The 23,517-nt window shown below is 63.5% G+C and carries 21 protein-coding genes and 1 pseudogene; 3 read left to right on the top strand and 19 right to left on the bottom strand.

Translation table 11 applies throughout. From position 1 onward, the window contains the following. Nucleotides 1-3: 3 nt before the first annotated feature. The 7 genes from ACO076_RS10730 to ACO076_RS10700 all read right to left on the bottom strand — a co-directional run bounded on the left by ACO076_RS10730 (nt 4) and on the right by ACO076_RS10700 (nt 8,203). Nucleotides 4-468, bottom strand: coding sequence for a hypothetical protein (locus tag ACO076_RS10730; RefSeq protein ID WP_421722826.1), 465 nt, complete (start codon nt 466-468; stop codon nt 4-6). 93 nt (nt 469-561) lie between these two features. Further along, on the bottom strand, nt 562-1,410 hold the full coding sequence (locus ACO076_RS10725; RefSeq protein WP_421722825.1) for an extensin family protein: 849 nt from the start codon (nt 1,408-1,410) through the stop codon (nt 562-564). Between the two features lie 104 nt (nt 1,411-1,514). Further along, the gene (locus ACO076_RS10720) at nt 1,515-2,294 is read right to left on the bottom strand and encodes an extensin family protein (RefSeq protein WP_421722824.1); all 780 of its coding nucleotides are present in this window, start codon (nt 2,292-2,294) and stop codon (nt 1,515-1,517) included. A gap of 123 nt (nt 2,295-2,417) precedes the next feature. Next, entirely contained in the window at nt 2,418-3,638 is a 1,221-nt protein-coding gene (locus ACO076_RS10715; RefSeq protein WP_421722823.1) for an ornithine decarboxylase, read from the bottom strand. 492 nt (nt 3,639-4,130) lie between these two features. After that, entirely contained in the window at nt 4,131-5,579 is a 1,449-nt protein-coding gene (locus ACO076_RS10710; protein ID WP_421722822.1) for a TrkH family potassium uptake protein, read from the bottom strand. A gap of 128 nt (nt 5,580-5,707) precedes the next feature. Next, nucleotides 5,708-6,595 carry a trypsin-like serine peptidase gene (locus tag ACO076_RS10705; RefSeq protein ID WP_421722821.1) on the bottom strand — a complete coding sequence of 296 codons (888 nt, stop codon included), beginning with the start codon at nt 6,593-6,595 and terminating at the stop codon, nt 5,708-5,710. A gap of 195 nt (nt 6,596-6,790) precedes the next feature. Next, nucleotides 6,791-8,203, bottom strand: coding sequence for a sugar porter family MFS transporter (locus ACO076_RS10700; RefSeq protein ID WP_421722820.1), 1,413 nt, complete (start codon nt 8,201-8,203; stop codon nt 6,791-6,793). 152 nt (nt 8,204-8,355) lie between these two features. Here ACO076_RS10700 and ACO076_RS10695 point away from each other — a divergent pair, with 152 nt between their 5' ends. Further along, the gene (locus ACO076_RS10695; protein ID WP_421722819.1) at nt 8,356-9,291 is read left to right on the top strand and encodes a hypothetical protein; all 936 of its coding nucleotides are present in this window, start codon (nt 8,356-8,358) and stop codon (nt 9,289-9,291) included. A gap of 37 nt (nt 9,292-9,328) precedes the next feature. Here ACO076_RS10695 and metH read toward each other — a convergent pair. The 6 genes and pseudogenes from metH to ACO076_RS10665 all read right to left on the bottom strand — a co-directional run bounded on the left by metH (nt 9,329) and on the right by ACO076_RS10665 (nt 16,159). Continuing rightward, nucleotides 9,329-13,102: pseudogene (gene metH / locus ACO076_RS10690) on the bottom strand (methionine synthase). A 2-nt stretch (nt 13,103-13,104) separates the two neighbouring features. Beyond that, nucleotides 13,105-13,509, bottom strand: a complete 405-nt coding sequence (locus ACO076_RS10685; protein WP_421722818.1) for a VOC family protein — start codon at nt 13,507-13,509, stop codon at nt 13,105-13,107. Further along, nucleotides 13,506-13,937 (bottom strand): type II toxin-antitoxin system VapC family toxin, encoded by a 432-nt coding sequence (locus ACO076_RS10680; protein WP_421722817.1) that lies wholly within the window; start codon nt 13,935-13,937, stop codon nt 13,506-13,508. Before ACO076_RS10680 ends, ACO076_RS10685 begins: the two co-directional genes overlap by 4 nt. Beyond that, entirely contained in the window at nt 13,934-14,179 is a 246-nt protein-coding gene (locus ACO076_RS10675; protein ID WP_421722816.1) for a type II toxin-antitoxin system Phd/YefM family antitoxin, read from the bottom strand. Before ACO076_RS10675 ends, ACO076_RS10680 begins: the two co-directional genes overlap by 4 nt. A gap of 61 nt (nt 14,180-14,240) precedes the next feature. After that, nucleotides 14,241-15,167 carry a methylenetetrahydrofolate reductase [NAD(P)H] gene (metF, locus tag ACO076_RS10670; RefSeq protein ID WP_421722815.1) on the bottom strand — a complete coding sequence of 309 codons (927 nt, stop codon included), beginning with the start codon at nt 15,165-15,167 and terminating at the stop codon, nt 14,241-14,243. Continuing rightward, on the bottom strand, nt 15,167-16,159 hold the full coding sequence (locus ACO076_RS10665) for an ArsR/SmtB family transcription factor (RefSeq protein WP_421722814.1): 993 nt from the start codon (nt 16,157-16,159) through the stop codon (nt 15,167-15,169). Before ACO076_RS10665 ends, metF begins: the two co-directional genes overlap by 1 nt. 133 nt (nt 16,160-16,292) lie before the next feature. Between ACO076_RS10665 and ACO076_RS10660 the strand changes: the two genes are divergently transcribed. Next, on the top strand, nt 16,293-16,655 hold the full coding sequence (locus ACO076_RS10660; RefSeq protein WP_421722813.1) for an ArsR/SmtB family transcription factor: 363 nt from the start codon (nt 16,293-16,295) through the stop codon (nt 16,653-16,655). Further along, nucleotides 16,633-17,118, top strand: a complete 486-nt coding sequence (locus ACO076_RS10655) for an SRPBCC family protein (RefSeq protein ID WP_421722812.1) — start codon at nt 16,633-16,635, stop codon at nt 17,116-17,118. Before ACO076_RS10660 ends, ACO076_RS10655 begins: the two co-directional genes overlap by 23 nt. A 58-nt stretch (nt 17,119-17,176) precedes the next feature. Here the strand turns inward: ACO076_RS10655 and cyoD are convergent, their stop codons facing one another. From cyoD to ACO076_RS10625, 6 genes are read right to left on the bottom strand one after another with little or no spacing between them, the layout of a single operon-like run. Then, nucleotides 17,177-17,494: a cytochrome o ubiquinol oxidase subunit IV gene (gene cyoD, locus ACO076_RS10650; RefSeq protein ID WP_421722811.1), complete on the bottom strand. Its 318-nt coding sequence runs from the start codon at nt 17,492-17,494 to the stop codon at nt 17,177-17,179. Next, nucleotides 17,491-18,105, bottom strand: a complete 615-nt coding sequence (cyoC, locus tag ACO076_RS10645) for a cytochrome o ubiquinol oxidase subunit III (RefSeq protein WP_421722810.1) — start codon at nt 18,103-18,105, stop codon at nt 17,491-17,493. Before cyoC ends, cyoD begins: the two co-directional genes overlap by 4 nt. Further along, nucleotides 18,102-20,135: a cytochrome o ubiquinol oxidase subunit I gene (gene cyoB, locus ACO076_RS10640; protein WP_421722809.1), complete on the bottom strand. Its 2,034-nt coding sequence runs from the start codon at nt 20,133-20,135 to the stop codon at nt 18,102-18,104. Before cyoB ends, cyoC begins: the two co-directional genes overlap by 4 nt. 18 nt (nt 20,136-20,153) lie before the next feature. Beyond that, nucleotides 20,154-21,023, bottom strand: coding sequence for a ubiquinol oxidase subunit II (gene cyoA / locus ACO076_RS10635; RefSeq protein ID WP_421722808.1), 870 nt, complete (start codon nt 21,021-21,023; stop codon nt 20,154-20,156). Nucleotides 21,024-21,076: 53 nt separating this feature from the next. Continuing rightward, entirely contained in the window at nt 21,077-22,096 is a 1,020-nt protein-coding gene (gene cydB / locus ACO076_RS10630) for a cytochrome d ubiquinol oxidase subunit II (RefSeq protein ID WP_421722807.1), read from the bottom strand. A gap of 3 nt (nt 22,097-22,099) precedes the next feature. Next, nucleotides 22,100-23,491 (bottom strand): cytochrome ubiquinol oxidase subunit I, encoded by a 1,392-nt coding sequence (locus tag ACO076_RS10625; RefSeq protein ID WP_421722806.1) that lies wholly within the window; start codon nt 23,489-23,491, stop codon nt 22,100-22,102. Nucleotides 23,492-23,517: the final 26 nt, after the last annotated feature.

The raw sequence follows: 23,517 nt of genomic DNA, 5'->3' as shown, positions 1-23,517 counted from the left end.
TCGCTACTGCTGCTGACGCTTCAGCAGCATGAAGCTGGCGACGGCATGGTCTCCGGCTTCGGCGGCGAGGCAGCGCATGGTCTCCTCGTCGATGAGGTTGCACTGGAATGTCGTCGTATCGCCGATATCGGCGAGGATGACGAACGGACCGGTGCCATCGACCGCACCGATCAGGTTGGTGGTCTGTCCGCGCAGCGGTGTGCCGGAATGGGTGCCCGTCTTCGTCTCTTCTTTCGGAACAAGTGTGTGCGTCGCCTTGAACACCGAGCCGGTTTGGTCGGTGATCTCGAAGACGTGGCTGGCATAGTCCTGGGGATGTTGATTGACCGTGCCGTCGGCCAGGATCGTCGTTCCCAGGGTGACCGACCACGTCCCGGTCAGGTCCGGGATTCCGTCATCAGCGACCGATAGCGACGGCGTTCCCGCCAATACCAGCGCGGCCGTCAGCGCTAATCCCAATTTCCGCATGGTAGCGACCCTCCTGTGTTCCAAGTATCGAACCGAGCCTAGCACTGCCCGGAGGCGGTGCGCATGACAAGATTGAGGCGTTAGCCGTAGCGCCTAGCGCGGCTTCGCCGAAAAGAAAGGCGACCCTTCGAACGACGGCGGCTGCTCGGTCAGCAGTATCTGATCCGGCTGGCTGATCCCGCCCGTGTAGGCCTGCGCCAAACCGTAGCGCGGCTGACCGGGAAATGCCGCATAGCGGGCGCCCTCGAACGGCGGCCGGGCGGGCGGTGTCATGCTTGGCTTAGGCTTGCAGTAGGTCGATGTACCCGACTTGCCGTGGCGGGCAAGGTCAACGTGAAAATGATCGGCGTGATAAGCGGCGCCGGGACCGAGCGTGGTCTTGAAGGTTTTACAGGCGCTGGCGAAGACTTCGCGGAGAAAGGCGCGCTCGTCCGACCGGCCGCGCCAGCCCGATTTGATGGTCACCACCCGGCCGTTCGCCAGCTTGAACGCTGCGATGTCGATGGCGTTGCCGAAGGCGTGCTCGGACAGCGCGGCGCCGCGCTTGTTGTTGCGGGTGCGGCAGCTGTAGCTGGAAACCTGCCGAATCTCGACGATCGGCATGCCGAAATAGGCGAACGATGCGGGCTGGACCGAGTGGCGCATCCAATATTCGAGCGTCGCCTTGATGGGGCAGTTGAGGGTCGCGCCCGGCCCGACACCGATGGTGCCGTCTTCAAGCGCCTGAACCTTCAAAGGATAGTCGAGACCGCAGGTGCCGCGGCCGTTGATCGCGCTGGCCTGGCGGACGAAATAGGATTGTGGTTTGTGTGCCATGCACGCGCGCTCGGCTTGGCCGCGCCACGCATCGCGCCGCTCGAAGCCGAGAAAGTTCAGGGCACACCCGCCGACCCCAAGACACAGAACGGCGGTCACCGTCAGATACGCAACGCGACGGAGCATGCCGGCACCTTGGCGCAGGCGGGATTAAGGAAGAGTCAAAAGCCTGCGTTTACGGGTGCCCAACGCGGCGGCTGAGATGGGCAGCGCAGCAATCGGCTTGGGGATCAATCCGCGCCCGGCGTCGCCGTGTCGGCCGGGATGATCTCCGGCTCCGCGGTCACCGGCGGTGTCGCGCCGTCGGCAGCGGCCGGCGTCGGTGCTGGTGTGGCTGCCACGGCCGGAACGCCACCTTGCGGTGGCGGCTTGCACATCTTCGGCGAGCCGTCCGGTGCGAGCTGTGCCAGGTCCATATGAATATGGTTGTAGTGCAAGATGTTGCTGCCCGGCCCCAGGGTCGTGGTGAACCGCTCGCAGGCGCCGGCGAACACCTCGCGGAGGAACGCCTGCTCCTGTGCATCGCCCTTCCAACCACCCGCAATGGAGAACTCACGGCCGTTGGCGAGTTTGAAGCCGGCGATATCGAGGGCGTTGCCGAAGGCGTGCTCGGAAAACTCCTTGCCGAAGTTGTTGCGTTTGCGGCAGGCGTACGCGGAGATTTGCTTGATCTCCACCACCTTGGAACCGAACTTGGATTGCGCCGCCGGCTGCACCGACCCAGCGATCCAATCTTCGAGCTTGTCGGTCAGCGGACAGCCGATCGTTGCCTTGGGGCTGACGACCACGGTGCTCGACGACAACGCAGAAACCTCCAGCGGGAAGTCCATGCCGCACTCGATCTCCTCGACGATCGCGTCAACCTGGACAATGCTGTCGGACAGTTCGCGTGTCGCCATGCAGGCGCGCTCCTTCTCGGCGCGCCAGCCGCCGCGGCCTTCCACTTCGGTGAACTGGTACTCGCCGATATTGCATCCGGCGAGCGCAAACGCGCCGATCGCCAGAACCATGGACCGGGGTCCGATCCCCGCGAAACGCCTACCCCTCAAAGCTGTCACGGAAAGCCCTTCTGTCACCCATACCGACGGCGGAATTGACGCAGCCGTTTCCGCCTTTTTCGCGGCGGCTCCTCGTTAATCCGCCATTGTTTCCAGCGACGCAAGGCTTTCCGCCGGGCCGGCCGCCTCGAACGGCGTGGTCACTTCGACGAAGGTGTCCGGGTAGAAGCCATTGAACCGGGTCCGGAGCGCCAGCGAGTAAGCACCGATGTGGCCAATCTCGATCCAGTCACCGGTACCGACCGTCTCCGGCAGGTAGAAGGGCCGCGACAATATGTCGACGGAATCGCAGGTCGCGCCACAGACCTTGAACGGAACCACCGAGTCCGGATTGCCGGCCCGCTTGCGCCGCGCCGAATCCGGTAACAGGCGAGCCGGCAGGGTGATCTTGCCGGTCCAGGAGTCGGACAGCGACGCCCAGATGCCATCGTTGATGTAAAGCCGCCGCCCCTTGCGCAGGAGCACCCGGACGATCAGCGAGAACGAGCGGGCGACAATCACCCGCCCCGGTTCGGCAACCAACGGGATGTCGTCGAGACCCCATTCGCCGATTTCCGACACGATGCCGGTGACGAGAGCCTGGGTGTCCTGCCGCGGCGGTGGCGCCTGTCGCGGGTCATGACCATAGGGCGCCGGAAACCCGCCGCCGATATCCAGCAGCGCCAGTGGCACGCCGGCCCGCGATCGCACCCACGCCACCGAAGCGATCGCCCGTTCGTAAGTGCCCGTGTCGGCGACCTGGCTGCCAACGTGGAAACACAGCCCGACCTTGAAGCCGACACCATAGATGCGCTTGACCAGTTCCACCGCGTGACCCGGCGCAGCGCCGAACTTCTTGGAGAGCTCGTAGGCCGCCTGGCCGCGCACGGCAATGCGAACTAACAGCGTGATTTCTTCCGGATCGAGATCGAGGCCTCGCACGATCCGCAAGATCTTGGCGACCTCATCCTCATGATCGAGCGCCAGAACGCGGATACCGTAGCGTTCGAGCGCGAGCCTGATGTCCGACTGGGCCTTGACCGGATGGGTGTAGAGCAACTCGGCATTGGCATTGACTGCTCGGGCGGCCTCGAACTCGGCCGGCGACGCCACGTCGAAACACGAGACCCCCGCCGACGCCAGGGTATCGAGCACCATTGGCTCGCTGTTGGTCTTGACCGCGTAGGCGGTCTTGCCTGGAAACGCCTCGACAAAAGCCCGCGCGTCGGCCGCCAGAACGCCTGGACGAAAACAGTAGATGGGCTGGTCCGGGCGCAGGGACTGAACGACCTCGCGCGCCGCTGCGAACCTCTTCATCCGCGGTCTTCCTGCCCCTTCCCCCGGCGGCGGCCGGTCACCTTTCAAACGCTAGCAGCCGTGCCCCGGTAGCGAAACCAGCGTTTGCCAGACGATGGCTGCGACAACCCTCCGCCAGAGCCGGAATGGCCGAACCCGATCAGCTTGGCAACACTTTTTTGCCGACCGCGACCACAGACAGGTGTCGTGTGCTTATAGAGAGTTAAGCGGCATTCTTAGAACACGGAGAGAGCGCCGGTTGCAGCGCAGCATACAATTCGCTTCGCCGATACCCTGTGCGGGGCTAAAATAGCGGCAGTCTCATTTGGAATGGAGGCACCCTTATGAGCCTAGCCCGCCCGATCCATGTGATCATCGTGTGCGCCGCGTTCGTCTTCATCGCCGCTGTTGTTGTGGGCGCTGTTTGATACTCGCCGGGTCTTGAGTTCCAGTTCTTTTCGTTGCCGGGTGCCGGGAACCAGCGCCCGGCTTTGTTGTGTCCGGGGGGCGGGCTCACCGATAGAAGCTCGGCATGAACAGGACGAGCACGGCGAGGATTTCCAGCCGGCCCATGATCATCGCCAGGCACATAATGATCTTGGCGGTGTCGGGCAGGCTTGAGAAGTTGCCGTCGGGTCCGATCACGTCGCCGATGCCCGGGCCGATGTTACCGATCGCTGACGCAGCGATCGACAGGCTGGTCTCGCCGCCCATGCCGAGCGCCGACATGATGACCGCAATCGCGGCGAACGACACCAGATAGAGGAAGACGAAGACGCCGACCGAGCCTGCCTGCTCGTCGGAGATCACCCGATCGCCGTAGCGGATCGGTGCTACCGCATGCGGATAGATGGTCCGCTGGATGTGCTGCTTGACCACCGCGTACATGACCTTGAAGCGAAAGATCTTGATCGCCCCGGCGGTCGACCCGGTGCAGCCGCCCATGAAGCTGAGCGCGAAGAACCAGACGGCGGCGAACGTTCCCCACTGGACATAATTGGCCGACGTGTAGCCGGTGGTGGTAGCGATGGAGACCACATTGAAGGCTGACTTGGTCAGCGCCCGGCCGGCCGGAAGAGTCTGCGACAAGAGCATCCACACCGAGAACACCACGACCAGAACCACCAGCACCACCAGGAAGGTGCGCACCTGCGGATCGAACCGCTCCTTGAAGGCGCCGGCGCGCAACATCCGCAGCAACGCCATGAACGGCAGCGCGCCCAGGATCATGAACAGTATCGCCGCCCACTCCAGGGCAGGCGAATCGAAGTAGCCGAATGACGCATCGTGGGTGGAGAACCCGGCCGTGCAGATGGTGGTCATCGCGTGGTTCAGCGCGTCGAACGGCGTCATCCCCAGCATCCAGTAGACGAAGAAGCATGCCGCGGTGAGGATCAGGTAGATTTCGACGATCGCCGTCGCGATGCTCCGCATCCGCGGCAGCGCCTTTTCGGAGCGCTCGGTGAACTCGAGACGGAAGAGCTGCATCCCGCCGATCTTGAGGAACGGCAGGATGACGATCGCGAAGCCGATGATGCCGATGCCGCCGATCCACTGGGAGGTCGAGCGCCAGAGCAGAACCGACGGCGCGGTCTGATCAAGGCCGACCATGACCGTCGCTCCGGTCGTGGTGATCCCCGAAACCATCTCGAAATAAGCATCAACCGGCGACAGACCGACCGGCTCCGCCACCAGAGGTATCGCCGCGAAGGCCGGCACCACGATCCAGGCGACAACGGTGAGCAACGTTGCGTCGCGGAACTTGAGGTCGAACGGGCGTCCTCGTGTGGTGAGCACGCAGGCGCCAGCGACTAGTGCTGTGATGGCGGCCGAAACGCCGAACTCCTGCGCGTGGCCATCCTGGGTGGCGAGCGCGAACAACGCCATCACCCCCTCGCCCGCGGCAATCGCGAACAGGATCCAGCCCAGGGTCAGAATCGCCGGCCAGATCTGGGGGAGCATGATGTTCCGTCGCCGCCTTCTAGCGCTAGTATGCCGGCCGTTCGTTTGCGCCGTCTGGTTTATCCCAGATGCGCGACAGTCGCCATGCGGCCAAAACGCCGGCTAAATCGGGCTTCTTGTCCACCGCGCTACTGCGATGGCGGCGGGTTGCTGATCAACCGCGGGCCCGCCGCCCAGAAGAGATTGTCGATCGCAAGTTCCTTCGCGGCTTTGAGCACCGCCGCATCGGTCCCGAGCGCGGTGGTGACACTGCCGCGCTTTTCGTCGTAAGGGGCGCCGCGCATCGCCGGGTCGCGCCAAAGGCCGGTGGTGATGGTCACGCCGCGATAGACGAGTTCGCCATCGACGCGGGACAGATTCATGCCTCCCGACGATGAGCCGCTGGCGTCGCAATCGGACCGATAGAACGACGTGATGCTGGTCGACACCGGCACCCGCCGGATGGTGCAGGGCTGGACGACGGGGATCTCGTTGGGAACCTCCTTCTCCATGCCGGCCGGGTGGGCGGTAACGACGATCAACTTGTCGCCGGCGCGCACCGGCGCGTCCTCGGCAACCGGAAACGGCTCGGCCCCTTCGATCGGCCTGACCAGGGGTACGATCGCGAAATCGTAGTTGGACCCGGGCCGTGGCGGCACGGCCCCGAATCGTGCTGCCTCCGGAACCAAGTCGACCTGAACGAACGGCTCCTCCTGGTTTTTGAAGAAGCAGTTGGACCGCCGCAGGCCCGTCGTCGGGTCGAAGAAGACGTGGCCGGCGGTAAGGATCTGATTGTTGGTCAAGAACAGCGCACCGGAGCCCAGCGACGGGGTCGGACGGAAGCAGCCGACATAGCCGGAGACCTTCCGAATCCGCGCGATTTCGTCATCCGAAAGACCGAGTTGCGGGCCGAGCACCAGCAGCGAGTCGCGATCGTCGGTCCCGTCGATGATGTTCGCCGACGCGGGTACGGCTAACGCTGCGCCGACCAGGGCAGCGCCGACCAAACGACCCAACGGTGTGAGACCATGCCCCATCAATCCTATCCTCGGGCACCGTGACGACCAGCGCGGGAGATAACCACAGGAGATGAGCGATTGGTATTGGTCCGGTCGTTTTCTCGGCGGGTGCGGCGGAAGCGCAACGCCTGTCGGCACCCGCGCGCATTGGACTGCTAAGGCCCGGTCTATGGAACGCGGGAGGTACCCTGGCCGGCCCGGTCGTAGCAGCTTTCAGGTCGCCGATTGGCCGCCCAATTCCGACGCTTCGATATCCTCCAGGCTCCGGCCCTTGGTTTCCGGGATGAAGCGGTAGACGAAGATCACCGCCAGCAGGCAGAACCCGGCATAGAGCAGGAACGGAAAAGCGTGGTTGAATACGGCGATGAGCCAGGCGTTGGAATCCATCTGTGCGAAGGTCTGGGAGACCGCGACGTTCGCGAGCCAGTTGGCCATAAGGGCAATCCCGACGGCAGTGCCCCTAATGCGGGCTGGAAAGATCTCCGAGAGAATCACCCACGTCACCGGCCCTACCGCAACCGCGAAGCCCGCCACGTAGCCGATGACGAGCAAGATCAGTAGCGGTCCGACCGCGTTCAAATAGATGGCGACGCCGATAATCGCGATGCAGATGCCCATAATGGCGAATCCAATCAGCATCAGGATCCGACGACCAAACTTATCGACCGTGAACAGGGCCACCAGCGTGAATGTCAGATTGGCAACGCCGATAATGATGGTCTCCAACAACGCGAAGTCGGCGCCCGCACCGGTCACGGTCTCAAAAATCTGCGGCGCGAAATAGAGGAGCACGTTGATACCGCTGACCTGCTGGAACACCGCCAGCAAGACGCCGATCACGACGATACGGCGCACGGCCGGTGAATACCGGGAGCCCGTTCGAGTCTCATGGGTGTCTTGAATGTCGCCCATGTTGTGGAGCTCGTTCGCCACGTCGGTGGGTGCTAGGATTCGTTTGAGAATCGCGGCCGCTTTGTCCCGCTGTCCGTGAAAGAACAGCCAGCGCGGACTTTCGGGCACCGTCAACAAAGCACCGAGGAGAATGGCCGCGGGCACGGCTTGCGACGCGAACATCCAGCGCCAGCCATAAGCGATGTCCCACTCCACCGTGCCGGATGTAGCGATCAGGTAGTTGACGAGATAGACCAGCAGCATCCCGACGGTCAGGGCAAGCTGGTAGGTCGAGACCAGCCCGCCCCGCAGCCGCGCCGGCGCGACTTCCGACAGATAGAGGGGAGAGACCACGGAGACGATCCCGACGCCGATGCCGCCAATGGCTCGCATGATAAGCAGCAGGGCTAAGGAATCGGCCATCGCCGAACCGATCGCCGTGCCGAGGAACAGGATCGCGGCAACGATCAGGGTCAGCTTTCGGCCGAAACGGTCGCTGGCTCGGCCGGCGAAAGCGGCACCGAAGGCGGCCCCGACCAGCGCCGCGGACACGGTCCAACCGACAGCGGCGGCACTCAGATTGAAATCCTGGCGAACGTAAATAATCGCGCCGGAGACGACAGCGGTATCGTAGCCGAACAGCAGCCCGCCGAGCGCGGCGACAACGACCAATCGCAACAGAAACAGGCGTCTGGCTCCGGCGTCATCGCCGTAGTCGATCGATTCGGTCTGCACGCCATACTCCCGCCGCCGGTATCGGTGGACCTTAGCGGTAGCAAAACGCCTTTGCTACGCCGGGGACACGAGCCAGCCGCCTTTTTCGCTTTTGCGCTGAATTGGGCTAGTGTCAGCGCCTGTTAGACGTTTTTTGGGAGGAAAGCGCACCAATGTTGACCAGACGCGATCTTCTGCTCGCCGCAGGCGCCGCACCCTTGGTGCTTGCAACCTTGAGCCAAGCCCGGTCGGAGGACGCGTTGACCGTGTTGATTCCGCATCCGGGCGGCGCCTTCGAGGCGATCATGCAAGCGGTCTCCGAACCGCTCTCGCAGGCGCTCGGCCGTGACGTGGCGATCAAAGCGGCCACGGGCGATGGCGGCTGGGTCGGCGTCGATCAAGTGGTCCAGGACGAAACCGGCAGCGTGGTCATTGTCTCGTCGACGATGAACCTGGTGATGAAGCAATACTCCGGCGGTCGCGAGTTCAGCCTGGCTTTGCTCAGTCCGGTGGCCCAGTTCGGAAGCGGCTATGGGGTCACGTTGTTTGCCCGACAGGGCGCCGACTATGCCAGCTGGTCGGCGCTCAAGGATGCCGCGGGCCAGCGTACGTTCACAATGGCAGGTGCGGGGCCACAATCATCGTTCGCGGTCGCCGAGAAGATGCTCGGCAAGGTACTCGACGCCAGCTTCACCGAAGTCCAGCGAATTGGCCCACAGGCGATCTTCGATGCAGTGGTAAATGGCGAGGCGGAGCTTGGGATCATCACCGATCCCTTGATCACGACGTTCAACGACGCGTCCAGCAGCGACGGCGTCGTGCCGATCGTCAGCTTCGGCACGGAACGCTCGGCCGCCCATCCGGACACACCGACGTTAGCCGAGATCTCTGGCGATGAAATGCTTGGCTTCACAATCGCCGCGGCACTGTTCGGAAGCCAGTACATGACCGAGGCCACGGTCGAGGCCATCGCGCGAGGGCTGGCCGACGCGACATCCACGGCCGCGTTCGCAAGCACAGGTTATCCCACGGAGATCGAGCCCAGCGCATCGGTCCGCGAACGCTATGAGCGCGAGCTCGCCCTGCTCGAGGCCCTCGATACGCCGTGAGGGTGCGTGGTTTACCTCGACACGTCGTCGCGGCCGGTCATGCTGCTGCATCCCGCTGCGGCTGATAGTTGAGGATGGGCGCCAGCCAGCGCTCAGCCTCTTCCACCGTCCAGCCCTTGCGCGCTGCGTAGTCGGCGACCTGGTCGGCCTCGATCCGGCCAACGCCGAAATAGTAGCTGTCGGGGTGAGCGAAGTAGAGGCCGGAGACCGACGACGCCGGCCACATGGCGTAGCTCTCGGTCAGCCGGATGCCGGTCGCGGCTTCAGCGCCGAGCAGGTCGAACAGTGTCTGTTTCTCGGTGTGGTCGGGCTGCGCCGGATAGCCCGGCGCCGGACGGATGCCGCGATAGCCTTCGGCGATCAGCTCTTGCTTTGAGTACGCCTCGTCCGGCACGTAGCCCCACAGTGTCTTGCGGACCTCTTCGTGCATCCGCTCGGCAAACGCCTCGGCCAGCCGGTCGGCCAGCGCCTGGCTGAGGATCTTGGAGTAGTCGTCGTTGGCCCGCGCGAACCGCGCTGCCACCGCCTCCTCGCCAATACCCGCCGTCACCGCGAAACCGCCGACGTAATCGGCGCCGGCGCCGATCGGAGCGACGAAGTCGGCCAGCGCCACATGTTTGCGCCTGTTGCCAGACCGGGCGATCTGTTGACGCAAGGTGTGGAGCCGCGCGCGCTCCGTCGACCGCTCGTTGTCGGCGTAAACGACGATGTCGTCTCCCTCGCGGTTGGCCGGCCAGAATCCGACCACCCCGCGCGCGGACAGCCAATCCTCGGCCACCATCTTGCCGAGCATTGCCTGGGCATCGGCGAAAAGCGACCGCGCTGCTTCGCCGACCTTGGGATCGTCAAGAAGCAGCGGATAGGTGCCCTTGATCTCCCAAGCGGCGAAGAACGGTGTCCAGTCGATGTAAGGGACGAGGTCGGCGACCGGATAGTCGTCGAACACCCGGGTCCCGATCAGCTTCGGCGCGGGCGGCGCATAAGTGGACCAATCCGGGGCGAACGCGTTGGCACGGGCGTCCGCCAAAGACACACGCCGCTTCTCCGCCAGCCCGCGCGCGTGGTTTTCCGCGACCTGGCGGTATTCATCGCGCACCGCAGCCATGTAGTCGGCGCGGCCGTCGCCGAGCAGGCTGCCGGCAACCCCGACGGCGCGGCTTGCGTCTAGTACGTGTACCGTCTGGCCGCGCTCGTAGTTCGGGTCGATCTTCACCGCCGTGTGCACGCGGCTGGTGGTCGCGCCGCCGATCAGCAGCGGCACATCGAAGCCTTCCCGCTCCATCTCCGCCGCTACGTGGCACATCTCGTCCAGCGACGGCGTGATCAGGCCGGAGAGGCCGATAATGTCGACTTCCTTGTCGCGCGCTGTCTCCAGGATCTTGTTGGCCGGTACCATGACCCCAAGGTCAATGACCTCGTAGTTGTTGCACTGGAGCACGACGCCAACGATGTTCTTGCCGATGTCGTGAACATCCCCCTTCACCGTAGCGAGCAGAATCCGCCCGGCGAGGCTGCTGCCGCCAAGGCCCTGCTCCGCCTTCTCCTGCTCCATGAACGGCATTAGGTAGGCGACCGCCTGCTTCATCACCCGAGCCGATTTCACCACCTGCGGCAGGAACATCTTGCCCGAGCCGAACAGGTCGCCGACCACGTTCATCCCCGCCATCAGCGGGCCTTCGATCACTTCGAGCGTCCTGACCGCGCCTTGGCGCGCTTCCTCGGTGTCGTCCTCGATGAAATCGGTGATGCCCTTGACCAACGCATGTTCCAGCCGCTTCTCCACCGGCCATTCGCGCCAAGCGAGGTCGACCTCGGTCTTGGCTGCACCGCCACCCTTGAACCGCGCGGCGGCTTCGAGCAGCCGCTCGGTCGCGTCGTCCCGCCGATTGAGCACCACGTCTTCGGCGAGGTCGCGGAGTTCAGGATCGATGTCGTCATAGACCGGCAGCGCGCCAGCGTTGACGATCCCCATGTCCATCCCGGCAGCGATAGCGTGATACAGGAAGACCGCATGCATGGCGGCGCGGACCCCCTCGTTGCCGCGGAACGAGAACGACAGATTGGAGACGCCGCCGGAAACATGCGCGTAGGGCAGGTTCTGCCGAATCCACCGGGTCGCCTCGATGAAGTCGACCGCGTAGTTGTTGTGTTCCTCGATTCCCGTCGCAACCGCGAAGATGTTGGGGTCGAAGATGATGTCCTCCGGCGCGGTGCCGACCTCCTCGACGAGAATGCGATAGGCTCGAGCGCAGATTTCGGTCTTGCGCTCGAATGTGTCGGCCTGGCCGGTTTCGTCGAAGGCCATGACGACCACCGCCGCCCCATAGCTGAGCACCTTCGCCGCCTGTTCACGAAACTGCGCCTCGCCCTCCTTCAGCGAGATCGAGTTGACGATCGACTTGCCCTGAACGCATTTCAGCCCGGCCTCGATCACCGACCACTTGGACGAGTCGACCATCACCGGCACGCGGGCGATGTCAGGTTCGGCCGCCATCAGGTTGAGGAAGGTCGCCATCGCCGCTTCAGAATCGAGCAGCCCCTCGTCCATGTTGACGTCGAGGATCTGAGCGCCGTTGATGACCTGGTTGCGGGCAACGTCGAGCGCCGTGTCGTAGTCGCCAGCGGTGATCAGCTTGCGGAAGCGCGCCGACCCGGTAACGTTGGTGCGCTCACCGATGTTGATGAAGGTCGCGGTGGCTTCGGTCATGGCGAAATCGGTTGCTCTACGCGGGTCCGGTATCAGGCCCTACGCCGCCTCGAACGGTTCGAGCCCCGATAGCCTGAGGCGCGGCTTATCCTCCGGCAGCGGACGCGGCGCGACGCCTTCGACAGCAGCGGCTATGGCGCTGACATGTTCCGGCGTGGTCCCGCAGCATCCACCGACGACATTGACGAGCCCGGAACGAGCGAATTCGCCGAGTTGCTCGGCCATCGCCTCGGGCGACTCGTCATACTCACCGAACTCGTTCGGCAGACCGGCGTTCGGATAGGCGCAAGTCAGCGTGTCCGCGGTCCGAGCGATCTCGTCCATGTGGGCGCGCATCTCGGCCGCGCCGAGGGCGCAGTTGAGGCCGATGGTGAAGGGCTTGGCGTGGCGGAGCGAGTACCAGAACGCGGTCGGCGTCTGGCCCGACAGCGTCCGCCCCGACCGATCGGTGATCGTCCCGGAAATCATGGCCGGCAGGCCGACGCCCTTCTCGCGCGACACCTCGTCGACAGCAACGACCGCCGCCTTGGCGTTGAGCGTGTCGAAGATCGTTTCGATCAGGATAAGGTCGGCGCCACCGTCGATCAGGCCGCGGGTAGCTTCGCCATAGGCCGCCACCAGATCGTCAAAGGTGACATTGCGGAAACCGGGATCGTTAACATCCGGCGATATCGACGCGGACCGGTTGGTCGGCCCGATCGTGCCGGCGACGAAGCGCGGCCGCTCGGGCTCGTCAGCGGTGACTTCGTCGCAAGCCTCCTTGGCCAGCCGCGCCCCTTCCCTGTTCAACTCGTAGGCCAAGTCCTCCATGCCATAGTCGGCCTGGGCGATCGACGTCGAGGAGAAGGTGTTGGACTCTACGATGTCGGCGCCGGCGCGAAGATATTCCACGTGGAAGCGACGAATGTGCTCCGGCTGGGTCAGGTTCAACAGGTCGTTGTTGCCCTTGAGCTCGCTCGGCCAGTCGGCGAAACGCGACCCGCGAAAATCCTCCTCGGTCAGTTTCAGCGACTGGATCATCGTTCCCATCGCACCGTCGAGCACCAGGATTCGCTTGGCGGCGGCGCTCCGCAGTCGGTTTTCGATATCGCTGATCTCACGCATGGTCATAACTCCGCGATAAACTCGAGACGGTTGCCGAATGGATCGGCGGTGAAGAAACGTCGACGACCGGGTATCTCTTGCGGCGACGCCCAAGCTACGTCGTAGCCGGCCTCCGCGATCCTCTTCGCCGTCGAATCGATGTTGTCGACCCGGAACGCCGGATGGGCCTTACGAGCTGGTCGAAAATCCTGTTCAACGCCCAGATGGAGTTGCTGGCCGCCGGCGGCAACCCAGAGGCCACCACGGGACTTCAGCGCCGCGGGCTTATCGATCTCGGCCATGCCGAGGATGTCGACGTAGAAAGCGCGGCTCCGATCCTGGGAGCCGGGCGGCACCGCGACCTGAACGTGATCGATGGCCGTCACCGTGAACGCTGCCTTGGTGTCTGTGCCGGCGGTGTCTTTCATGGGGAGGACTCGTCCTGCCACGGATCGATCCAGACGACACCGGTATCGGCGATGTCGCGCACATTACGGGTGACCAGTGTCAGTCCGCGGTTGATCGCGGTGGCCGCCAGCAGCGTATCGACAACCGGACGCGGCCGATTGGCGGCGAGCCGACCCCAAAGGCTTGCGATTGTCGAATCGACAGGGAGCAGGGCATCGGCATAAATCTCTTCGAGCCCGTCGACCCACGCGCTCAACCGTTCCGCATGAACTTGATCGTGACGCCGCCGGATTTCCACGCCCTTGCGAAGTTCGCCGATGGTGAGAACGCTGAGAAACGCCATCTCCCGGGGGACTCGATCCAGAAAAGCGGAGACCCTTGCGTCCGGCCGGGCGTGCGTCGACTCGGAAACGACATTGGTATCCAGCAGGTAACCGCGATCCGTCATAGATCGACTGCTCGCCCGGTATCTTTCGAACGCTCCAGATCAACGCCCTCGAACGAGGGCCCGCTCTTCAGATAGTCCACTAGACTTGGCCTTTGTCGCCGGAGAGCCTCGTAGTCGGTGATCGAAACAACAACAGCCGTCGGCTTGCCGTGTTTGGTGATCGTCTGCGGTCCATCCCGAGACACCTGTTCGAGGAGCTCGCTGAACCGCGCTTTAGCCTTTTGAATCTGCCAGGTGGTCATTTCACCCTTTCATGACTAGAAAGGTCATAATTTATGATCCTTCTAGTCATTTTCAAGTCGGTCACGCCGCCGCCTCCTGAGGCCTCGGGGCTGGCTTAACCGGGCGCATGCCGAGCAAATGGCAGATCGCGTACACGAGATCGGCGCGGTTCATGGTGTAGAAATGGAAGTCGGTGATGCCGCGATCGACCAGGTCGAGCACCTGTTCGGCGGCCACCGCCGCCGCCACCAGTTGCCGGGTCGCCGGGTCGTCGGCGAGCCCCTCGAACCGGTGCGCCAGCCAATCCGGCATCGAGGCACCGCAGTTCCCCGCGAAGCGGGCGATGCGGTTGAAGTCGTGGACCGGGACGATGCCGGGCACGATCGGGATCGCAATGCCGGCGGCGCGGACCCGTTCCAGGTAGTCTTCAAAACCGTCATTGTCGAAGAAGAACTGCGTGATCGCACGATCGGCGCCGGCGTCGACCTTGCGTTTCAGCATTTCGATGTCGGCGGCCGGACTCGGACTATCCGGATGCTTTTCCGGATAAGCCGCCACCGAAATCTCAAAGTCGCCGAGGTCGCGGATTCCGGCGACGAGTTCGGCGCTGTTGGCGTAACCGCCGGGATGCGGCGTGTAGGCACAGCCGGCGCCCTCGACCGGATCGCCGCGTAACGCGACGATGTGGCGGACCCCTTCTTCGCCATAACCCCTGACGATCGCATCGACATCCTCACGCGTCGCACCGACGCAGGTAAGATGCGCGGCCGGGTGCAGCGCGGTCTCCCTCAGGATCCGGGTGACGGTCGCATGGGTCCGTTCCCGGGTCGAGCCGCCGGCCCCGTAGGTCACCGAGACGAAGGCCGGTGCCAGGGGTGCCAAGCGCTCGATCGACTGCCACAGCTTCGCTTCCATGGCCGGTGTCTTCGGGGGGAAGAACTCGAACGACACATTGAGATCGGCGCACGTGCTCGGCAAGCGGCTCGCCCGTTCGCTTCTGGCATCCATCACGCTACCTCCCGTCCCTCACCGCCGGCGATGACCATGCGCTCATCTCGCGCCAGCCACAGGGTCACCGTCAGCGTATCCGTCTTGCCGCCCGGCAGCGCCACGGCGCTCTCGAGTGCGAGCCCTGCCGCGCCAATCCACTGTCCGACCTGATCGCGGTCGAAGCCCAGGCGACGATGGGCATGATCCTCTCGCAAGAATTCCATATCGTGGGGTGCGAAGTCGACGATCAGCAGGCGACCCCCGGGTCGCAGAATCCGCGCCGCTTCGGCCAGCGCACGCTCCGGATCGTCGAGGAAGTGGAGCACCTGATGGACAACTACTAAGTCGAAGGATTCGCGGGTCAGCGGCAGATTGTAAATGTCGCCGAGACGCACTTGCGCGTTGGTGATGCCGGCTCGGTCAAGGTTGGCCCGCGCCACGGCGAGCATATCGGGTGAGGCGTCGATGCCCACCGCGCGGCTGTAGAGCGGATGGAGCAGTTCCAGCATCCGGCCGGTTCCGGTCCCGAGATCGAGCAGGCTGTCGAACGACTGGGAGCCCAAGGCCTCGGCCACCGCGGCCTCGACGACATCCTCGGCGACGTGGAGGGCGCGGATGGTGTCCCATTCCTCCGCGTTGGCGGCGAAATAAGAATGAGCCGCCTCGGCGTGTTCTTGCTTGGTGAGCGCCAACCGCTCGCGGTCGCGCGCCAGGACCAGATCGCTCCGGTCCGTCGCCGACAGCAGATCGGTCACCAGCCGCCGGCCGGGGCCCGCTTCAGTCAGGCGGTAGAAGACCCAGGCGCCTTCCGGGAACCGGTCGATCAAAGCAGCGTCCGCCAACAACTTGAGATGCCGGGAAATTCGCGGCTGCGACTGGCCGAGAATAGCGGTGAGGTCCTTCACCGAAAGCTCCGCTTCTCCCAGGAGCGAGAGGATCCGGAATCGGGTCCCCTCCCCCGCCGCCCGCAGGGCGGTCAGCAATGCCTCGACAGTATGGGACTGTTCCATGATATTCCGCCAGTTGACCGCGCATATATACATATCTTTATATCTCCTGCAAGATACGGCCGTATAGGACCGCGGGTCACCTTGACATGTGGTCCGTAATAAATAACCGTGCGGTTAAATTATGGAGATGCGTATGCCCGTTTCCCCCGCGGTCACGACCGTGTTCGGTGCCCTGTCCGATCCGACCCGCCTGGCTATCGTCGAGCGCCTGCTCAAGGAAGGACAACGCTCCGCCGGCGAGATCGCGGCGCCGTTTTCGATCAGCAAGCCGGCTATTTCGAAACACCTGCGCGTGCTGGAGGATGCCGGGCTGATCGAGCGACGGGTCGACCGCCAGTGGCGGGTCTGCCGGGTCCGACCGGAAGCGATCCGGGTCATCGACGACTGGATGACCGAATATCGCTCTTTCTGGGAGGGGTCGTTCGACCGTCTGGAGAAACTGCTTGCCGAACCCGAGGAAGGGGAACCGACCAATGGCCACCACGGAAGCCAATAACGCCACCGCCGTCCGCGAGGGATCGGAGGCCGACCGGACGCTGGTCGTCGAGCGCGTCTTCAAGGCATCGCCCGAGCGCGTCTTCAGCGCCTGGACCGACCCGAAAATCCTGGTCCAATGGTGGGGCCCGGAAGGATTGCACACCCCGGAATACACGATGGACGTGCGCGAAGGCGGCGCCTGGCGGACGGTGATGATGAATGACAAGGGCGAGTCCCATACCGCGTCGGGGGTCTATCAGGAGATCGCGCCACCCAACCGGCTAGTGATGACTTGGGCCTGGGAGCAGCCCGATGGCAGCCGCGGCCACGAAACAGTGGTCGAACTCAGCTTCGAGCCGGCCGAGGACGGAACCCGGCTCACGCTCACCCAACGGCTCTTCGCCAATGTCGAGGCCCGCGACAATCACCGCATGGGCTGGACGTCGAGCCTCAGTTCGCTTGAGACGTTCCTGTCGAATTGATCCCGCAACCTACCTGATACCGACTCGGCCGGGGCACGCCCGGCCGACCGAACCATAGCTAAAGCTGCATACGGTAGAACAGATCGAACATGATCCACAGGCTGCCGCCGACCATGATGAAGATGAGGAAAACGGCGAACGCCATCACCAGCAGGTTCTCCAGCGGCGTCTGATGGAGCCGCATGTGGAGAAAGAAGCGTAGGTGAACCAGGACCTGGATCACCGCCGCGATCGCGATCACGACCAGCGATGACAGGCGCGGCAGAAGGTCGAACGCGACGATCCCAAACGGGATCGCCGTGAGCACGATCGCCAGGACGAAGCCGATGAGATAGGAGCGCAGCTCGGGCGCTGGCGTGCTGGTGGTATCGGTCATCCCAACACTCCCGGCAGGTAGACAATCGAGAAGATGCCGATCCAGACGATATCGAGGAAATGCCAAAACAGCGCCAGTCGCGACAGGCGCGAGGCGACCGGGCGGGTCAAGCCCTTCACTGCGATCTGAACGACCATTACGATGATGCACAGAATCCCGACGCTGACATGTAGCCCGTGGGTTCCGACCAGAGCGAAGAAGGCGGAGAGGAACCCGCTCCGATCGGGGCCGGCGCCTTGCGCGATCATCCCGACGAATTCCCAGATCTCCATGGCCACGAAACCGAGGCCGAGCACCGCGGTGACCAGCAGCCAGAAGATCGTCGTTCGTTGCCGCCGCTCGAACGCGGCGACACTCGCGACGCCGAACGTGGCGCTGCTGAACAGGAGCAGCATCGTCTCGGCGAAGGCGTGGGGCAGACTGAACAGATCCTTGCCGGTCGGCCCGCCGGCAGTACCGACGATCATCACGACGTAGGTCGCGAACAGCAGCGCGAAGATGACCGCGTCGGTCATCAGATAGAGCCAGAAGCCGAAGGCCTTATCCTCGACGTGTTCGGCGGCGGCCGCCGCCTTGACGTCTCGCGGGCGAAGCGTGGCGGGCGTACTCACGTGGCGGCCCCCGGCACGGGCCGGCCCGAAACCTCCGTGGGCGTGTCATCGCTCTGCGGCGGTGCCTTCGCCATCTCCTCGAAGCGCTTGTTTTCGAGCACCTCGACCGCGAAGTCGGGAAAGATCCCGTCGGTGTTGTCGTCGCTGGAGCGGATGATGATGACGATGGCCGCGGCCACGGCGCAGATGATCGCCAGCCACCACATGTGCCAGACCATCGCGAAGCCGAGCACGAAGGCAATGCCGCCGATAACGATCCCGAAGGGGCTGTTCCGCGGCATTGCGATCGGCTCGTAGTGATCCGGTCGACGATACGCATCGCCGCGCTGTTTCATCTCCCAGAACTCATCGCGGCCGTGCACGGTCGGAATGACCGCGAAGTTATAAGGCGGTGGCGGCGACGATGTCTGCCACTCGAGCGTCCGCGCATTCCACGGATCGCCGGTGTAGTCCCGCAGCGCCTCGCGGTTGCGAATGCTCACCACGATCTGGACGATCAGCGTGATCAGCCCGAACAGGATCAGCACCGCACCTGCGGCCGCAACGACCAACCAGGGCTGCCACGCGGCCGTCTCGTAGTGTTCCATACGCCGCGGCATCCCCATGAAACCGAGGACGTAGAGCGGCATGAACGCGAGATAGAAGCCGATCACCCAGCACCAGAACGAGCGCCGCCCCCACTTTTCGTCCAGCCGGAATCCAAACGCCTTGGGGAACCAGAAGTTCAGGCCGGCGAAATAGCCAAACAGGGCGCCGGGGATCAGCATGTTGTGGAAATGGGCGACCAGGAAGGTCGAGTTGTGCATCAGATAGTCCGCCGGCGGCAGCGCCAGGAGGACACCCGACACGCCGCCGATCACGAAGGTGACGATGAAAGCGAGGGTGTACATCATCGGCACTGAAAACCGAATCCGCCCGCGGTACATGGTGAACAGCCAGTCGAACACCTTCACCCCGGTCGGCACCGCGATGATCATCGTGGTGATGCCGAAGAAAGCGTTGACGTTGGCGCTCGACCCCATGGTGAAGAAGTGGTGGAGCCACACCGTGAACGACAGGAAGGCGATGCCGCAGGTGGCGTACACTAGGGAGGTGTAGCCGAACAGGCGTCGGCTGGAGAACGTGGTGACGATATGGGAGTAGATGCCGAACGCCGGCAGGATCAGGATGTAGACTTCCGGATGCCCCCAGATCCATAGCAGGTTGGCGTAGTTCATCATGTTGCCGCCGTCACCGGCCGTGAAGAAGTGCATGCCGAACACGCGGTCGAGTTCGAGCAGCGCACCGACAACGGTGAGCGCCGGGAAGGCAAATGCCATCAGGATCGCCGTGCAGAATGCCGTCCAGGCGAACAACGGCATATACATGAGCTTCATGCCGGGTGCGCGTTTGCGCACGATGGTGACGATGAAGTTGATACCGGTGAGCGTCGTGCCGATGCCGCTCAGCAGCACGGCCCAGACCCAGTAGTCGACCCCGACGTAAGGGCTGTACTGGATCCCCGAATAGGGGGGATAGGCGGTCCAGCCGGCGGTCGAGAACTTGCCGATCACCAGCGACACCATGATCAGCGCGGCCCCGGCAGCGGTCAGCCACAGGCTCATCGCGTTGATGTAAGGGAAGGCGACATCCCGCGCGCCGATCTGTTGCGGCACCACCAAGTTGATCAGTCCGGTGAGAAACGGCATCGCCATGAAGAACACCATGATGGTGCCGTGCGAGGAGAAGATCTGGTCGAAGTGGTCGGGCGAGAGGTAACCGTCCGAATTCAGCGCGATCGCCTGCTGGCTGCGCATCATGATCGCGTCGATGAAACCGCGCAGCAGCATGATCAGCGCCAGCGTCACGTACATGATGCCGATGCGTTTGTGGTCGACGCTGGTGAACCATTCGCGCCAGAGATAACCCCACGCTTTCAGCCAGGTGATTGCCGCAGTCACCACCAGCGTCCCGCCGACCGTGATGATCGCACCGCCCATGGCGATCGCCGAGTAGAACGGTAGGGCGTCGATCGTCAGCCGTCCGAACATCGTGCCGCCCTTACCCCGTTATTGTGCCGGCGCGGCGCAGGTCATGCCGCAGTCGTATTTCAGCACGATTCGCTCGTACAGCCCGTCCGCCACCGACGAGTAGTGGGTGACCGGATGATCGATGCTTGGCTTGGCGAGAGCGTCGTAGGCTTCGTCGCTCAGGGATTCCGCGGCGCCTTTGACTTCAGCGATCCACGCGTCGAAATCAGCCTGCGTCATCGCAACTGCCTCGAAATGCTGATCGGCAAAACCATCACCGGAATACTGCATGTTGCGTCCGACAAACGTGCCCGGCTCGTCGGAGAGGAGATTAAGCTGGGTTTGCATGCCGGCCATCGCATAGATCTGACTCCCCAGCGCCGGGATGAAAAACGAGTTCATCACCGTGTCGGAAGTGATCTTCAGCGTCAGCGGCGTGTCGCTCGGAAACGCCAGCTGATTGACCGACGCCACGTCCTGGTCGGGGTAGATGAACAGCCACTTCCAGTCTTGTGCGACCACCTGTACTTCGAGCGGCTCGTTGTCCGACTCGATCGGTTTGTAGGGGTCGAGGGCGTGGGTAAAGATCCAGACATGAATGGCGATAGCCAGAACGATAATCGCCGGGATGATCCAGGTGACGGCGTCAACTTTGGCTGAATCCCAGTCCGGATCGTAGCGCGACTTTGTGCTGGTCGCCCGATACCGCCACGCAAACACCGCGGTCATGACGAACACCGGGATGATGACGATCATCATGATCCCGAAGGCGCGGAACAGGATGTCGCGTTCCCACTGGCTGATCGGTCCCGCCGCGTCAAGGATCGGCGCGTTTTCGAAGGTGCAGCCGGCGAGCAACAGCGCCGGCGCGCCCACGAACAAAACCGGCAATACTCGACGAAACTGCACAGCGCCCACCTTCAACTCACGCGATTCGCCAAACCCGCGGCGACCCTAGCACGTCAATGATACCCTTCGCTCGTCGTGACTTTACCGTGACGCAGGAAGGTCCAATAGACGAATACCGTGTAGCCCAGAATGATCGGCAGCATGAACACAACGCCGATCAAAGTGAAGACCTGGCTGTCGGGCACCGCGGCGGTATCCCACACGGTCAACGATGGCGGCACGAGGTAAGGGAAGGTCGAAATCGCCAGTCCCAGATAACAGAGAATGAACAGCACGATCGATGCGATGAACGGCCCAAACGAATGGCCATGATCAATCCCCCGCCACGCCCAGTAGGCGGTGAGCACGGTGCCCGCGGGGAGCAGCCACAGGAAGAATATCTGCGGCGTATCGAACCAGCGCTCGTAAATGCGCTCGAAGCCGAGCGGCGCCCACAAGCTGATGATCGCGATGAAGATCAGAATGATGAGGAACAGGACGCGCGCCTGTCGTCGTGACCGCTCCTCGAGTTCGCCGTCGGTCCGCGCGATCAGCCATGTCGCGCCGAGGAGCGCATAACCGAACACCAGCCCGAGGCCGCATACCAGTGGAAAGGGCTTCAGCCAGTCGAGTGGCCCGCCGGTATAGACGCCGTCAGTGGTTTCGATGCCGCTGATGAGATTGCCGAGGATCACCCCTTGCGCGAACGCCGCGACCAGCGACCCGCCGAAGAAAGCCGCATCCCACGCGCGGTGCTTGGGTTTCGATACGGCGCGGAACTCGAACGACACGCCGCGGAAAACGAGCGCCAGCAACATGACGATCACCGGCAGGTAGTTGGCCGGCATGATTGCGGCGTAAGCGGCGGGAAAGGCGACCCAAAGCCCACCGCCACCCAGGATTAGCCAGGTTTCGTTGCCATCCCAGAACGGGGCGATCGAATTGATCATCCGGTCGCGATCGGCCTCGGCGCTGGCGAAGGGGTAGAGGATGCCGATGCCGAGATCGAAGCCGTCCAGCACCACATACATCATCACCGCCGTAGCGATCAGACCGGCCCAGATGACGGGGAGATAGAAGCTCAGGTCTTCCATGGCTCAGCCTCCCGAAGCCGGTCCGGCACCGGTCGCCCCGGTCAGCGGACGACTCGGGAGACCCTCCAGCGTCACTTCGGCGGGTGCGGGTCCCTTGCGGATCAATCGGTTCATGTAGATCAGCCCAGCGGTGAAAATGATCACGTAGACGATGACGAACAGGGTCAACGACGTCGCGACCTGAGCGGCCGACACCGGCGATGCGGCGTCCTTGGTCCTCAGGATACCGGTCGCGACCCAGGGCTGGCGCCCGACCTCCGCGACGATCCAGCCGGCGATCACCGCGATGAAGCCAAGCGGCCACGACCACGAGACAAGCCTAAGGTAAAATCGCGCGCCTTCCAGCCGCCCGCGCCACAACAGGAATCCGCCCCAGAAGGCGAGCACCAGCATGATCAGCCCGATACCAACCATCAGCCGGAAACCGAAGAACGGCAGGAGCGTAGGCGGACGATCTTCGACCGCGAAATCCTGGAGACCTGGAAAGCTGCCATCGACCGAGCGGGTAACGATGATGCTGGCGAGACCGGGGATCGCGACTTCGTAGAGGTTCCGCTCCTCCTCATCCGATGGGATCGCGAACAGAACCAGCGGCACCGGCCCATGATCGCCAGCTTCCCACTTCGCCTCGATCGCGGCGAGCTTGGCCGGCTGATAGCGCCAGACGTCGCGCCCAGATTCGTCACCGAGAATGATCTGCAGCGGCACCAACACGATCGCCAGTCCAAGCCCCATCCGCACCATGGTTCGCGCATGCGCGACATGCTCGCCGGCCAGCAGGTACCGCGCGCCGGTCGCTATCACCACGAAGGCCGTGGTGATGTACGCCGCCGTCACCATGTGCAGAAAGCGGAAGTGGAAGGTCGGACTGAAGACGATCTCCAACCAGTTCTCCGGTACCGCGATGCCGTTCTCGATGGCGTGACCGGTCGGATACTGCATCCACGAGTTCGCCGACAGGATCCAGAACGCGGAGAACAGCGTGCCCACCGCGACCAGGATCGCGGCGGTGACGTGCAGCGCTGGCGGCACTCGGTTCCAGCCGAACAGGAGGATGCCCAGAAAGGTCGCCTCGAGGAAGAAGGCGGTCAGAACCTCGTAGCCGATCAGGGGGCCGACCACGTTGCCGACGACATGGGAGAAATGGCTCCAGTTGGTGCCGAACTCATAGGACAGCACGATGCCCGAGACCACGCCCATGCCGAACGACACCGCGAAGATCTTGGTCCAGAACTTGGCGAGGTCGCGGAAATGGTCTTCGCCGGTCCGCCGCCAGATAACGAGCAGGGTGGCGATCCATGCCGATAGTCCAATGGTGAAGGATGGAAAGATAATGTGGAATGCAACGGTCCAGGCGAACTGGATCCGCGCCAACATGACCGCGTCTAGTTCCATCGTTCGGCCCCTTGTGAACGAGTCGC

It is taken from the genome of Bauldia sp., from assembly GCF_965232525.1.
Classification (GTDB): Bacteria; Pseudomonadota; Alphaproteobacteria; order Rhizobiales; family Kaistiaceae; genus Bauldia.
Note: the sequence above shows the minus strand (reverse complement) of the source record. Positions and strands in the feature narration are given on the sequence as shown.